At 69.4% G+C, this 13340-nt stretch carries 11 protein-coding genes and 1 pseudogene; 7 read left to right on the top strand and 5 right to left on the bottom strand.

The window, feature by feature from the left end:
- Window positions 1–661 (bottom strand): molybdopterin-dependent oxidoreductase (locus tag AB0J09_RS37765; protein ID WP_360701799.1); only part of this gene is annotated, 661 nt, incomplete at its 3' end.
- 38 nt (window positions 662–699) lie between these two features.
- Window positions 700–1677, bottom strand: coding sequence for a 2-dehydropantoate 2-reductase (locus AB0J09_RS37760; RefSeq protein ID WP_360701796.1), 978 nt, complete (start codon window positions 1675–1677; stop codon window positions 700–702).
- Window positions 1678–1801: 124 nt separating this feature from the next.
- On the opposite strand from AB0J09_RS37760, the gene AB0J09_RS37755 reads away from it, so the two are divergent.
- The 7 genes from AB0J09_RS37755 to AB0J09_RS37725 all read left to right on the top strand — a co-directional run bounded on the left by AB0J09_RS37755 (window position 1802) and on the right by AB0J09_RS37725 (window position 11510).
- On the top strand, window positions 1802–3115 hold the full coding sequence (locus tag AB0J09_RS37755) for a molybdopterin-binding protein (protein WP_360701794.1): 1314 nt from the start codon (window positions 1802–1804) through the stop codon (window positions 3113–3115).
- An 80-nt stretch (window positions 3116–3195) separates the two neighbouring features.
- A complete protein-coding gene (locus AB0J09_RS37750; RefSeq protein WP_360701791.1) occupies window positions 3196–4866 on the top strand; it encodes a thiamine pyrophosphate-binding protein in 1671 nt (556 codons plus the stop codon).
- Between the two features lie 268 nt (window positions 4867–5134).
- Window positions 5135–6361, top strand: coding sequence for a formyl-CoA transferase (gene frc, locus AB0J09_RS37745; RefSeq protein ID WP_360701788.1), 1227 nt, complete (start codon window positions 5135–5137; stop codon window positions 6359–6361).
- The gene (locus AB0J09_RS37740; protein ID WP_360701786.1) at window positions 6362–8473 is read left to right on the top strand and encodes an acetate--CoA ligase family protein; all 2112 of its coding nucleotides are present in this window, start codon (window positions 6362–6364) and stop codon (window positions 8471–8473) included.
- 78 nt (window positions 8474–8551) lie between these two features.
- Window positions 8552–10042, top strand: coding sequence for an Nramp family divalent metal transporter (locus tag AB0J09_RS37735; RefSeq protein WP_360701784.1), 1491 nt, complete (start codon window positions 8552–8554; stop codon window positions 10040–10042).
- Window positions 10042–10530 (top strand): hypothetical protein, encoded by a 489-nt coding sequence (locus tag AB0J09_RS37730; RefSeq protein WP_360701782.1) that lies wholly within the window; start codon window positions 10042–10044, stop codon window positions 10528–10530. Before AB0J09_RS37735 ends, AB0J09_RS37730 begins: the two co-directional genes overlap by 1 nt.
- Complete coding sequence (locus AB0J09_RS37725) at window positions 10527–11510, top strand: TerC family protein (protein WP_360701779.1); 984 nt, start codon at window positions 10527–10529, stop codon at window positions 11508–11510. Before AB0J09_RS37730 ends, AB0J09_RS37725 begins: the two co-directional genes overlap by 4 nt.
- Before the next feature lie 37 nt (window positions 11511–11547).
- Here AB0J09_RS37725 and AB0J09_RS37720 read toward each other — a convergent pair whose 3' ends face one another.
- From AB0J09_RS37720 to AB0J09_RS37710, 3 genes and pseudogenes are all read right to left on the bottom strand, one after another.
- Window positions 11548–11727, bottom strand: a complete 180-nt coding sequence (locus tag AB0J09_RS37720; protein WP_360701777.1) for a hypothetical protein — start codon at window positions 11725–11727, stop codon at window positions 11548–11550.
- Window positions 11728–11806: 79 nt separating this feature from the next.
- The gene (locus AB0J09_RS37715; RefSeq protein ID WP_360701774.1) at window positions 11807–12544 is read right to left on the bottom strand and encodes a GntR family transcriptional regulator; all 738 of its coding nucleotides are present in this window, start codon (window positions 12542–12544) and stop codon (window positions 11807–11809) included.
- A gap of 88 nt (window positions 12545–12632) precedes the next feature.
- Window positions 12633–13340: pseudogene (locus tag AB0J09_RS37710) on the bottom strand (MFS transporter); the annotation flags it as partial.

The raw sequence follows: 13340 nt of genomic DNA, 5'->3' as shown, positions 1-13340 counted from the left end.
CGCGGATGGCGTCCGCCGGCACGCCGGTCACCTGCTCGGCGGCGGTCAGCGTCCACGGCTCGACGGACTCCTTGAACTCCTCGAACCCGGCCGTGGCCCGCTCGATGAACGCCTCGTTGTGCAGCCCGGCGTGGATGATCTCCCTGGCGACGGCGTGGGCGAGGGGGATGTCGGTGCCCACGTTGAGCCCCAGCCACAGGTCGGCCCACTGGGCGGTGCCGGTGCGGCGCGGGTCCACCGCGAACATCCGTGCGCCGTTGCGAATGCCCTTCAACACGTGGTGGAAGAAGATGGGATGGGCGTTGCGCGCCGCCGAGCCCCACATCACGATCACATCGGTGTCCTCCACCTCCTGATAGGAGGAGGTGCCGCCACCGCTGCCGAACACCGCCGACAGCCCCGCCACGCTCGGCGCGTGGCAGGTGCGGTTGCAGGAGTCCACGTTGTTGGTGCCGATCACCACACGGGTGAACTTCTGCCCGACGTAGTTCATCTCATTGGTGGAGCGGGCGCACGACAGCATGGCGAAGCTGTCGGGGCCGTGCCTCGCGATATTGCGGCGGAATCCCTCCGCCGCCCGCTCGAGCGCCTCTTCCCAGGTCGCTCTGCGAAGCACGCCGTCCTCGCGCACCAGTGGATGGGTCAGGCGGTCATAGCTCATGATCCCTCCATTCTGTATACAGGCTACGGTATTCCCCGCTACACCGCGCGGACAAGGTTCGCGTTGAGCAGGTCGCTCACCGCGTGGATGGCGCGCAGCGTCGGCACCTCGGCGCCGGTGAGGTCGGCCAGCTCGACCACGGCCGCCAGCAGCACGTCGAGCTCCAGCGGCTTGCCTTTCTCCAGGTCCTGGAGCGTGGAGGTCTTGTGCTCGCCCGCCTTCTCCGCGCCCCGGATGCGGCGCTCGATCGAGATCCCCGGATCGCAGCCGACTCGCCTGGCCACCTCGACGGTCTCCCGCATCATGGCCACGACCAGCTCCCTGGCGCCGTCGTGGCGGCAGATCCCGGCCATCGTCGCCCTGGCCAGCGCGCTGATCGGGTTGAAGGCGATGTTTCCCATGAGTTTGATCCAGACGTCGCGCCTCAGGTCGCGCTCCACCGGGCACTTCAGCCCGCCGGCGATCGCGGCCTCGCTGAAGGCCGCGCACCGCTCGGTCAGCCGGCCGTCCGGCTCGCCGATGGAGAAGCGGGTGCCTTCGAGGTGGCGGATCACGCCTGGCTGCTCGATCTCGGTGGCCGCGTACACGACGCAGCCGATGGCACGGTTCAGGGGCAGCGCGGTCGTGACCGCGCCGCCCGGGTCGACGCTCTCGATGCGGTAGCCCTCGTGGGGGCCCTTGAGCCCGTGGAAGTACCACCACGGGATGCCGTTCTGCGCGGCGATGACGCTCGTGGTCTCGTGGAGGAGTGGCTTGATCATGGGGCCCGCGGAGGCGTAGCTGTTCGCCTTGAGGCCCAGGAAGACGTGGTCCACCGGACCGACCTCGGCAGGGTCGTCGGTGGCATGGGGGTGGGCGGTGAAGTCGCCCCTGGGGGTGAGCACCCGCACACCGGCGCGGCGTATCGCCTGCAGGTGCTCGCCTCTCGCGATGAGGTGCACCTCGACTCCCGCCCGGTGGAGGGCGGCCCCCACGTATGCGCCGATGGCGCCGGCGCCAAGAACAGCGACCTTCATGCTGCGCTCCGTTCTCGCGTCGGATCGTATGTACGGAACCCCGTTACATGAGGTGGGCCGCTGGACGCGGCCCACCTTGCATTCGGTATACAGTATGGAAAAAAGCGGGTCAAGGAGCGTGCCTATGACCGTTTTGCGCGATGATCCAGTGGTGAAAGCGATGTCATGGGCCTCGGCGCGGGCCCTCGCGGCGGCCTCCGCGGTCCCGCCCGAGCCCGCCTCGGTGCCGTTGGCCGACGCACTCGGCTGCCGCCTCGCCGCGCCGCTGACGGCGCTGGTGGCGGTGCCCGGGGTGGACGTCGCGGCGATGGACGGCTACGCGGTGTCCGGTGCCGGGCCCTGGCGGGTAGTGGGCCGTGTCCTGGCCGGTGGCGCGTGCTACGAGGATGAGCTGGGCGCGGGGGAGGCGGTGGAGATCGCCACCGGCGCTCCGACGCCCGCGGGCGCGTCGGCGGTGCTGCCCTACGAGCACGCGGCCGTGGTGCCGTCTCCCGGGCCGGTGGCGGTGCCGCGGGCGCGGGTGGAGGCGGCACCGGTGTGGGTGGACGGCGCCGTGGAGGCGGGCCGGCACATCCGGCGGCGCGGCGAGGACATCGCCGAGGGCGTGGTGGTGCTCGGCGCGGGCGCGGTGGTGACCCCGGTGACCCTCGGGCTGGCCGCCGCACTCGGCCACGACGAGCTGCTGGTACGCCCGAAGCCGCGCGTGGCGGTGCTGGTGACGGGCGACGAGGTGGTGCACGAAGGGCTCCCCGCGCCGGGCCGGGTACGCGACGCCATCGGCCCGTTCCTGCCGGGCCTGGTGGAGTGGGCGGGAGGCCGCGTCACGGGCACGTCCCGGCTCCCCGACGGCCGGGAGCCGCTGCGCACCGCCCTCGCCGCGCCGGTGAACGCGCCGCCCCCCGCACCCACATCGCGTGGCGCGGTGAGTGCTGTGCCATCGGATGGCATCGGCGGGACCGGAGCGGCGGCGGCCGTTGACGTCGTGGTCGTTTGCGGTGCATCGTCAAAAGGACCCGCCGACCACCTCAGGGCCGTGCTCGACGACCTGGGCGCGGAAATCCTCGTCGACGGCGTCGCCGTGCGCCCTGGGCACCCGCAGCTCATGGCAAGGCTGCCGGGTGGGCCGCTGGTGGTGGGGCTGCCGGGGAACCCGTTCGCGGCACTCGGCGCGGCGCTCACGCTGCTCGCCCCCATCCTGCGCGAGCTGGCCGGGACGACCGCGCGCAAGGAGAGGTTCGCGCTGGCCGGGCCGGTGCGGGCGCATCCACACGACACGCGGCTCGTGCCGGTGCGGAGATCGAGCCGGGGCGCGGTGCCGGTGGGGCATGATCGGCCGGGCTCGTTGTGGGGAGCGGCGCTGGCCGACGCGCTGGCCGTCGTCCCGCCGGGGTGGTCCGGTGAGCAGGTCGAGCTGATCGAGTTGCCCCCTGGGGGCTAGACAGGCCGATCGGGAGGGAGTAACCATTGCGTTCATACGGTATGCAGTATGCGGAAGACAGCGCCGGGAAAGGTGGCATGATGTCGGAAACGATCTCTGGCGGTCATCTCGTAGCCAAGGCACTCAAAGCCGAGGGCGTGGAAGTGATCTACACGCTCTGCGGCGGCCACATCATCGATATCTACGACGGCTGCGTCGATGAGGGCATCGAGGTCATCGACGTACGCCACGAGCAGGTGGCGGCGCACGCGGCGGACGGCTATGCGCGCATCACCGGCAAGCCCGGTTGCGCGGTGGTCACCGCGGGACCGGGCACGACCGACGCGGTGACCGGCGTGGCCAACGCCTTCCGCGCGGAGAGCCCCATGTTGCTCATCGGCGGCCAGGGAGCGCTGAGCCAGCACAAGATGGGCTCGCTACAGGACCTGCCGCACGTGGACATGATGACCCCGATCACCAAGTTCGCCGCCACGGTGCCCAGCACGGAGCGGGTGGCCGACATCGTGTCGATGGCCTTCAGGGAGTGCTACCACGGCGCGCCAGGCCCGTCCTTCCTGGAGATCCCGCGCGACGTGCTGGACGCGAAGGTCCCGCTGGAGAAGGCCCGCATCCCCAAGCCGGGGCACTACCGGGCCTCCACGCGCCAGCAGGGCGACCCCGAGGCGATCGAGCGGCTGGCGGACCTGCTGGCGCACGCGGAGAAGCCGTGCATCCTGCTCGGGAGCCAGGTGTGGACGTGCCGGGCGACCGACGCCGCGATCGACTTCGTACGGGCCCTGAACGTGCCCGCGTACATGAACGGCTCGGGCCGCGGCACACTCCCGCCGGGTGACCCGCACCACTTCCAGCTCAGCCGCAGGTACGCCTTCACCAACGCCGACCTGATCATCATCGTCGGCACCCCGTTCGACTTCAGGATGGGCTACGGCAAGCGCCTCTCGCCGACCGCCACCGTGGTCCAGATCGACCTCGACTACCGCACTGTCGGGAAAAATCGGGACATTGACCTGGGGATCGTGGGCGACGCGGGCCTCATCCTCGCGGCGGCGGCCCAGGCCGCCAGCGGCCGCATCGAGAACGCGGGCGCCAAGCGCAAGGAGTGGATGGACGAGCTGCGCGCGGTCGAGACCCAGGCGTACGAGAAGCGCCTGCCCCGCCAGCTCTCCGACGCCCAGCCCATCGACCCCTACCGGCTGGTCCACGAGATCAACGAGTTCCTCACCGAGGACACCATCTACATCGGCGACGGCGGTGACATCGTCACCTTCTCGGGCCAGGTCGTGCAGCCCAAGTCGCCCGGCCACTGGATGGACCCGGGACCGCTCGGCACGCTCGGCGTCGGCATGGCCTTCGCTATGGCCGCCAAGCAGGCGCGGCGCGACAAGGAGGTGCTCTGCCTGTTCGGTGACGGCGCCTTCAGCCTGACCGGGTGGGACTTCGAGACCATGGTCCGCTTCGACCTGCCGTTCATCGGGGTCATCGGCAACAACTCGTCCATGAACCAGATCAGGTACGGCCAGGCCGCCAAGTACGGCGAGGACCGCGCCCGCGTCGGCAACACCCTCGGCGACATCCGCTACGGCGACTTCGCCAAGCTCCTCGGCGGCCACGGCGAGGAGGTGCGCGACCCGGCCGAGATCCGCCCCGCGCTCGAGCGGGCCCGGGAGTCGGGCAAGCCCTCGCTGATCAACGTGTGGGTGGATCCGGAGGTCTACGCCCCCGGAACCATGAACCAGACGATGTACAAATGATCTCCTCCTCCACACGAATGCAGAAGATGCTTCCCGTCATACCGAGTGACCAGTATCCGGGGGTTCGCGCTTCACAGACTGCCCACCGGCCAGGTCTCCACGCGCTGCCACCGCCGATCCAGCGGCCTAGCTGTACCAACAACACGGACACGATCTCGCCGACAGCCTTGGTTATGCGCTGCCCGCTCGACCAGCGACACCCGTATCCAGTCGAGAAGAAGCTCACAAGCCGTATGCGACAAGTCACGTTCCGCCAGGGAGACTGAAGATGGCCAAGGCATTGGAAGGTGTCCGCGTCCTCGACATGACCCACGTCCAGTCGGGCCCGTCCTGCACCCAGCTGCTCGCCTGGCTGGGCGCGGACGTGGTCAAGCTGGAGGCCCCGACCGGCGACATCACCCGGCAGCAGCTCCGCGACCTGCCGGGCGTCGACAGCCTCTACTTCACGATGCTCAACTGCAACAAGCGCAGCATCACCCTCAACATGAAGAGCGAGCGTGGCAAGGAGATCTTCACCGAGCTGGTGAAGAGCGCCGACATCCTGGTGGAGAACTTCGGCCCGGGCGCGGTCGACCGCATGGGCTTCACCTGGGAGCGACTCCAGGAGCTCAACCCGCGCCTGATCTACGCCTCGATCAAGGGCTTCGGCACCGGCAGGTACGCCAAGTTCAAGGCGTACGAGGTGATCGCCCAGGCCATGGGCGGGTCGATGAGCACCACCGGCTTCGAGGAGGGCCCGCCGCTGGCCACCGGGGCCCAGATCGGCGACTCGGGCACCGGCATCCACACGGTGGCCGGCATCCTGGCCGCCCTCTACCAGCGCCAGCAGACCGGTCGCGGGCAGCGCGTACAGGTGGCCATGCAGCACGCCGTGCTGAACCTGTGCCGCGTCAAGCTCCGCGACCAGCAGCGCCTGGCGCACGGCCCGCTGCGCGAGTACCCGAACAAGACGTTCGGCGACGAGGTGCCCCGCTCGGGCAACGCCAGCGGCGGCGGCCAGCCCGGCTGGGCGGTGCGCTGCGCGCCCGGCGGCCCGAACGACTACATCTACGTCATCGTGCAGCCGGTCGGCTGGAAGCCGATCTCGAACATCATCGGCCGCCCCGAACTGGCCGACGACCCCGAATGGGCGACACCGGAGGCGCGGCTGTCGAAGCTGGACAAGATGTTCCAGCTCATCGAGGAGTGGACGCTCCGCCACGACAAGTGGACGGTCCTCGACCGGCTCAACGCCGAGAACATCCCGTGCGGGCCGATCCTGTCCACCAAAGAGCTGGTCGAGGACGAGAGCCTGCGTAATGAGGGCATCGTCGTCACGGTCGACCACCCGGAACGCGGCGAGTTCGTGACCGTCGGCAGCCCGTTGCAGTTGTCGGACTCGCCGGTGGACGTCGTCACCCCGCCCCTGCTCGGCGAGCACAACCGGGAGATCTACGGCGAGCTCGGCGTGAGCGCGGACGAGCTGGCTGAACTCAAGACGAACGGAGTCGTTTAAGTGGTCCGCGAAGTCATAGAGAAGGCGCTCGCCGAGGGCCGCACGGCCCTGACGGCTCCCGAAGGGCGCAAGCTGTGCGAGGAGTACGGCATCGCCACTCCGGGCGAAGGGCTGGCCACCTCGGCCGACCAGGCCGCGGAGATCGCGGAGAAGATCGGCCTTCCGGTCGTCTTGAAGATCGTCTCACCGGACATCCTGCACAAGACCGACGCCGGCGGCGTCCTGGTCGGACTCAAGACCGTGGAGGAGGTTCGGGCGGGGTATGACACGATCTTGGCCAACGCCCGCGCCTACAACCCCGACGCCAAGATCGACGGCATCCAGGTGCAGCAGCTCGTCGCCGGCGGCCACGAGGTCATCATCGGCGCCGTCACCGACCCCACCTTCGGCAAGGTGATCGCCTTCGGGCTGGGCGGCGTCCTGGTCGAGGTGCTCAAGGACGTGACCTTCCGGCTTGCCCCGGTTTCGGGCGAAGATGCCCTTGGGATGCTGGACGACATCAGGGCGGCGGAAGTGCTCCGTGGTGCCCGTGGCGCGGAGCCCGCCGACCGGGAGGCACTCGCGGAGCTGATCGAGCGTGTCGGCAGGCTGGTCTCCGACTTCCCCGAGATCGTCGAGGTGGACCTCAACCCCGTCTTCGCCGACGCGAACGGCGCTGTCGCCGCCGACGTGCGCATCCTCATCGGCGACAAGCCCGCCGAGGTCGCCCGGCTGCCGCGCGAGGAGATCCTCCGGCAGATGACGCGGATCTTCAAGCCGCGCTCGGTCGCCGTGATCGGCGCCTCCGCCGAGACCGGCAAGATCGGCAACTCGGTCATGCGCAACCTCATCAACGGCGGCTACCAGGGTCAGATCTTCCCGATCAACCCCAAGGCCGACGAGATCATGGGGCTGACCGCGTACAAGAGCATCTCGGACGTCCCCGGCGACGTGGACGTGGCCGTGTTCGCGATCCCCGCCAAGTTCGTGGCACCCGCGCTGGAGGAGGTGGGGAAGAAGGGCGTGGCGGGCGCCGTCATGATCCCGTCGGGGTTCGCCGAGACGGGGAACGTCGAGGGCCAGAAGGAGATCGTCGAGATCGCGCGCAGGCACGGCGTGCGCATGCTCGGGCCGAACATCTACGGCTACTACTACACGCCGGAGAACCTCTGCGCGACGTTCTGCACCCCGTACGACGTCAAGGGCAGCGTGGCGCTGACCTCGCAGAGCGGCGGCATCGGCATGGCCATCCTGGGCTTCAGCCGGACCACCAAGATGGGCGTCTCGGCCATCGTCGGCGTCGGCAACAAGGCCGACGTGGACGAGGACGACCTGCTGACCTTCTTCGAGCAGGACGACAACACCAAGGCCGTGGCCATGCACCTGGAGGACCTCAAGGACGGCCGTGGCTTCGTCGAGGCCGCACGCAGGGTCGTCAAGCAGAAGCCGGTCATCGTGCTCAAGGCCGGCCGCACCGCGATGGGCGCGCGGGCGGCGGGATCGCACACGGGCGCGCTGGCGGGCGACGACAAGGTGTACGACGACATCCTGCGGCAGGCCGGGGTGGTGCGCGCTCCCGGGCTGAACGACATGCTCGAGTACGCCCGCGCGCTGCCGATCCTGCCCGCCCCCAAGGGCGAGAACGTCGTCATCATCACCGGGGCGGGCGGCTCCGGCGTGCTGCTGTCGGACGCCATCGTGGACGCCGGGCTGACGCTCATGGACATCCCGCCCGACCTGGACACGGCGTTCCGCGCCTACATCCCGCCGTTCGGCGCGGCGGGCAACCCCATCGACATCACCGGCGGCGAACCACCCTCCACGTACGAGAACACGGTCCGCCTCGGCCTGGCCGACGAGCGCATCCACGCGCTCGTCCTGGGCTACTGGCACACGATCGTGACGCCGCCGATGGTCTTCGCCGAACTCATCGCCCGCGTGGTGGCGGAGGAGCGGGCGAAGGGCAACGTGAAGCCGGTCGTGGCGTCGCTCGCCGGCGACACCGAAGTAGAGGAGGCCAGCGAGTTCCTGTTTGAGCACGGCGTGGTCGCGTACCCGTACACGACGGAGAAGCCCGTGGCGGTCCTCGGTGCGAAGTACCGCTGGGCCAGGGCTGCCGGACTGCTGCGCTAAGAGCCGAGTGCAGCAGCGGCGGGCGAGGGGGCTAATCGGGGCGCACGAGGAAGCAACAACCCCCCAGGAGGTCCGTAGGTGGACACATCGAAAACACCACCGGCGACGGCCACGCCGCCGGTCGAGGACGAACGAGTATGGAAAGCGGGCCGGCTTGAGCCGATGCCCATCAGGAAGCTGCCCGACGCGCCTCCGTCGGTGCACATTCTCGGGCCGACGGTCTTCCTCGTCGCGCTGGGCGTGGGCATGGGCGAGTCGTACATGTGGCCCAGACTGGTGCTGCTGTTCGGGCCCGAGATCAGATGGCTGTTCCTGATCGGCGTCACGCTGCAGGCCGTGGTGATGCTGGAGATGGCGCGGTACGCCATGGCCACGGGGGAGAGCATCTTCTCCGGCGCGGCCAGGGTGTTCAAGCCGATCATGTGGTTCTTCTTCATCGTGGCCATCGCCGTCTACATCTGGCCGGGACACCTGTCAGCGGGAGCGGCGGCGTTCGAGGAGATCACCGGAATCCCGTGGATGGTGACCGCCATCGTCGGGCTCATCCTGGTCGGGGTGGTGTTCAGCCTGGCCAAGGTGATCTACAACGTGCTGGAGAACGTGTTGTCGCTGCTCATCGGCGCGCTCGTGATCGGCACGGCGGTGGTCGCGGCCATGGTCGGGTCCTGGGGCGACGTGGTCTCCACGATCAGCGGCATGTTCTCCTTCGGCTACTTCCCGTCGGAGGCCATGTCGGCGGCCTGGTTCCCGGTCATCGTGGGCGCGTGCGCCTTCGCCGGACCCTCCGGCATGCAGCAGATGTGGTACACGCTGCACCTGCGTGACTCCGGGGCCGGCATGGGCGCGCACATCCCGCAGGTCCGCGGGCTGCGCCACGCGGCTGAGGAAGAGGATAGGCCCTCGCGCGGGTTCATGTTCGACACCGAGGACCCGGCCGAGATGGCCAAATGGAAGGGCTGGCGGCGCTGGGTCACGTTCGACGCGCTGCTGCTGTTCTGGGGCATCACCATGCTGGTGACGATCTCGTTCACGGTGATCGCGCAGTCGGCCGTGCGGCTGAACCCGGGCGTGCGCGCGGTCATCCAGGGCGACGACCGCGAGGTGGCGCTCACCGCGATGGCCAACGCCGTCTCACATGCGGGCAGCTCGGCGCTCGGGGGAGTGTTCCTCGGGTTCATCGCGCTGATCGGGCTGAACGCGACTCTGGGGCTGTTCGACTCCTTCTCCCGGGGTCAGGCAGACATGACGTACAACTTCATCCCCGGAGCGAAGAAGCTGGGCATGTCGCGCCTGTACGGGATCTTCCTCTGGGGCGTGATCATCTTCGGCATCCTGATCCTGCTGTTCGGGCCGGCCGACGGGCCGAGCGGGATCCTGGACACGCTGGCGTTCCTGTCGACGTTCGCGATGGGGGCATACTGCGTGACGCTGCTCCTGGTCAACAACCGCATGCTGCCCAAGCCGATCAGGCCCAGGTGGTGGACGAACGTGATCATCGGGTGCGGGGCGGTGTTCTATTTAGGGATGCTGTTCTACAGCCTGTTCGCCTTCGGCGTGGTCGTGGGCTGATGGGCGGACGGCACAGCCTCGAACTCGCCCTGCCAGGGGCGTCGATCGGAGCCGTCGCCGGAGCCATGGCCGGTGGGCTGACCCTGTTCGCGGGGCAGCCCATCGGGATGGCCGCGATGTCGGCACTGTCGCTCGCCTTACCGCTCGCCCTTTTCGGCGGCCTGTACGGCGTGCTGCTCGGCCACGGCGTGTTCCGTCCGGGGACCTTCGCGCCTATCGGCCTGTACTGGGTGGCGGCCTTCCCCGTGTCCCGGCTGGCTCAGGAGAGCCTGATCGGGGTCGGCCTGGCCGACGGCGTGCTGCCGTTCCTGGCGTACCAGGCGATGGTGAGCCTCGGCTTCGCGATCGGCTTCGTCTGGCTGCACGAGCGGCTCATGCCGCACTGGCTGATGCGTTGCGCCGGCGCCAATCCGCTGGCCAAGGAGTTGCTCGGCGTCTACGTCCGGCACGCCGGGATGCTGCGCGCACGAAGGGGGCGGCGGCGGTGAACCTGCCCGTCTGGATCTGGCTGGCCACGATCGGCGGCTTCGCGCTCGTGGTCGCGTTGGACTTCTGGATCGTCGCCAGGAAGCCGCACGAGCCCTCACTCAAGGAGTGCGTGGCCTGGGTCTCGTTCTACGTCGGCCTGGCCGCGGCATTCGGCGCCGGCCTGCTGCTGCTGTCGGGCCCCGCGCACGGCGGCGAGTTCTTCGCCGGGTGGATCACCGAGTACTCGCTCAGCGTGGACAACCTCTTCGTCTTCCTGCTGATCATGAGCCGCTTCCAGGTGCCACGGCAGTACCGGCAGAAGGTGCTGCTCATCGGCATCATCCTGGCGCTGGGGATGCGCGGCGCGTTCATCGCGGCCGGCGCGGAGGCGGTGGCCAGGTTCGACTGGCTCTTCTACGTGTTCGGCGCCTTCCTCGTCTACACCGCGTGGAAGCTGGTCGGGCACGAGGACGAGGAGGCCGAGTTCTCCGAGAACATCGCCCTGCGCGCGGTGCGCCGGGTGCTCCCGACGACGGACACCTACCACGGCGCCCGCCTCACCGTGCACCTCGGGCGCAGGATGGTCACCCCGATGCTGATCGTCATGGTCGCCATCGGGACCACCGACCTGCTCTTCGCGCTCGACTCCATCCCGGCCATCTTCGGCCTCACCAAGGAGCCCTACCTGGTCTTCACCGCCAACGCCTTCGCCCTGATGGGCCTGCGGCAGCTGTTCTTCCTCATCGGCGGGCTGCTCGACCGGCTCGTCTACCTGAGCAAGGGGCTGTCGGTGGTGCTGGCCTTCATCGGCGTGAAGCTGATCCTCGAGGCCCTGCACCACGACGGCGTGTCGTGGGCACCGAAGATCCCGATCCTGGTGTCTCTCGGTGTCATCGTCGGCACCCTCGCCGTCACCACGGTGCTGAGCCTGATCAAGTCGGCTCGCGACGCCAGGGCATCTCAGTCGGAGGAGGTGGAGCCCGAGCCTGCCGAGCGCTGATCACGCCGCGGTCGGGGCCTGCCGCCCCTGCCGCGGCTCAGTGCCGTGGGCAATTGTGTACGTCGTGCTCCGCGGCGGCCCACTCACGCAGGTAGCGGTCGGCGTCGTCGGCGGAGTTGTACTTCCTGAGCGCCGTGCTCAGGCCCAGGCCGATCGCTCGGCCGTCCGCTGCCTGACCAGGGGGATCACCCAGGAGAAAGCGGATGAACGCCTTCATGGTCATGCACCTCCTATCTGTCTGGCTCCATCCTCTACCCGAGGTGTTTCGGAGCATGTGGCCTTCTGTGAACGTCAGGTCAACCGAGCTGCCGCGGGCGGCGCCTGCGTACCGGCTTGGGCGCGGGCTCGACCGGCTCCTTCTCGCGCTGCGCCAGGTAGGAAGCGCGGGTGTGCTCGGTGTGCTCGCGCATGATCTTCGCCGCGCGGCGCTCGTCACCCGCCTCGATGGCGTCGATCAGCGAGGTGTGCTCCTCCCACGAGGCCATGCCGCGCTGGCGGGCCACCGGCGTGTGATACCACCGCACCCGCCTGGCCACCTGGCTGGCCAGCTCCGAGAGGACCTTGTTGCCCGACAGGGCGGTCACCAGGGCGTGCAGCTCGGAGTTGGTCGCCACGGCCGCCTCGACGTCGTCGGACTCCACCGCAGCGATGCCCCGCGCGCACAGGGCGCGCAGCCGCTTCACGCCGTCCTCGCCCGCGTGCTCGGCGGCGAGCCTGGCGGACTCGGTCTCCAGCAGCGTGCGGACGGCCAGCAGCTGGTCGGCCTCCTCCAGCGTCGGGACGTGCACGAACGCGCCCTGCCCGGGGAACAGGTCCACCCAGCCCTCGCCGCTGAGCTGCTGCAACGCCTCGCGTACCGGCTGCCTGGAGACTCCCAGCAGCTCGGCCAGCTCGCTCTCGACCAGGTGCTGTCCCGGTTTGAGCTGCCCGGAGACGATGAGCTCTTGGATAGCCTCGATAACGCTCTCTCTGAGCGTCGCAGGGCGGGGAATCTTGGCGGCCGCCGCCTGACCGGCCTGATCCGACAGCAACATGGTCACGACTCCAGGGGCTGCATTTAAGGTTTTTCGTCGACTGCCTACAGCATACCGTTCGCGTAGTGAACGCGGCTGGTGAACCTCGTCACAAGGGGATGGTGACGGGAAGGCCGGGGATGCGAAGACGGGGTGTGGCCAGGGCAGGCAGCGCGGCGAGCGCGGTGGCCACGCCCAGCGCCGTCACGGGGCTGCTCAGGGCGAGCAGGGCCAGCGCGACGGCCGCGACTCCGGCCAGGGCCTTGGCGCTGTAGATGACGGCGTGGATCTCGCCCGCCCGCTCCACGCCGAAGAACTCCCGCACCAGGCTGGCCAGCAGCGGATAGAACGCCCCACCCCCGAGCCCGGCGGCCACGACCCCCGACCACAACAACGGCCCACTCGGGCCGGTCGCCGGTGTGGGGTGCTGGGCGGCGGCGAGGAGGAGCTGGCCGACGGCGAGTGCCGTCAGCACGGCGGCCAGCACGCGCCGGCGCCCGAACAGCTCCGAGCAGCGCATGGCCACCGACCGGCTGGCCCCGTTGAGGGCCACCAGGACGGCGAGCGCGCCCCAGGAGCCCGTGCCCGCGACGACGATCACGTCGAAGACCGACACCGCGCCCGCGCATATCAGGATCAGGGCCAGCGCGGGCAGGGTCCGCGTGCGCAGAGCCTGGGTCAACCTGAACTGCTTGGCCGCCTCCGGGGTCGTGCGCAGCCTCGCCGCGTCCAGCGCGTGCGAGCGCGGGTCGATGTCCTCAGGCCACCACAGCGCCGGGGGCAGTCGCAGGTGCCGGGCCGCGGCACCGATGACCGC

The sequence above is a fragment of the Nonomuraea sp. NPDC049784 genome (assembly GCF_040659615.1).
Lineage (GTDB): Bacteria > Actinomycetota > Actinomycetes > Streptosporangiales > Streptosporangiaceae > Nonomuraea.
This window is presented reverse-complemented; position numbering and strand designations above follow the sequence as displayed.

Excerpts from the sequence above, each read along its gene's own strand:
- AB0J09_RS37760 (WP_360701796.1), bottom strand. The coding sequence starts at position 1,677 with ATGAAGGTCGCTGTTCTTGGCGCCGGCGCCATCGGCGCATACGTGGGG.
- AB0J09_RS37755 (WP_360701794.1), top strand. The coding sequence starts at position 1,802 with ATGACCGTTTTGCGCGATGATCCAGTGGTGAAAGCGATGTCATGGGCC.
- AB0J09_RS37750 (WP_360701791.1), top strand. The coding sequence starts at position 3,196 with ATGTCGGAAACGATCTCTGGCGGTCATCTCGTAGCCAAGGCACTCAAA.
- frc (WP_360701788.1), top strand. The coding sequence starts at position 5,135 with ATGGCCAAGGCATTGGAAGGTGTCCGCGTCCTCGACATGACCCACGTC.
- AB0J09_RS37730 (WP_360701782.1), top strand. The coding sequence starts at position 10,042 with ATGGGCGGACGGCACAGCCTCGAACTCGCCCTGCCAGGGGCGTCGATC.
- AB0J09_RS37720 (WP_360701777.1), bottom strand. The coding sequence starts at position 11,727 with ATGAAGGCGTTCATCCGCTTTCTCCTGGGTGATCCCCCTGGTCAGGCA.
- AB0J09_RS37715 (WP_360701774.1), bottom strand. The coding sequence starts at position 12,544 with ATGTTGCTGTCGGATCAGGCCGGTCAGGCGGCGGCCGCCAAGATTCCC.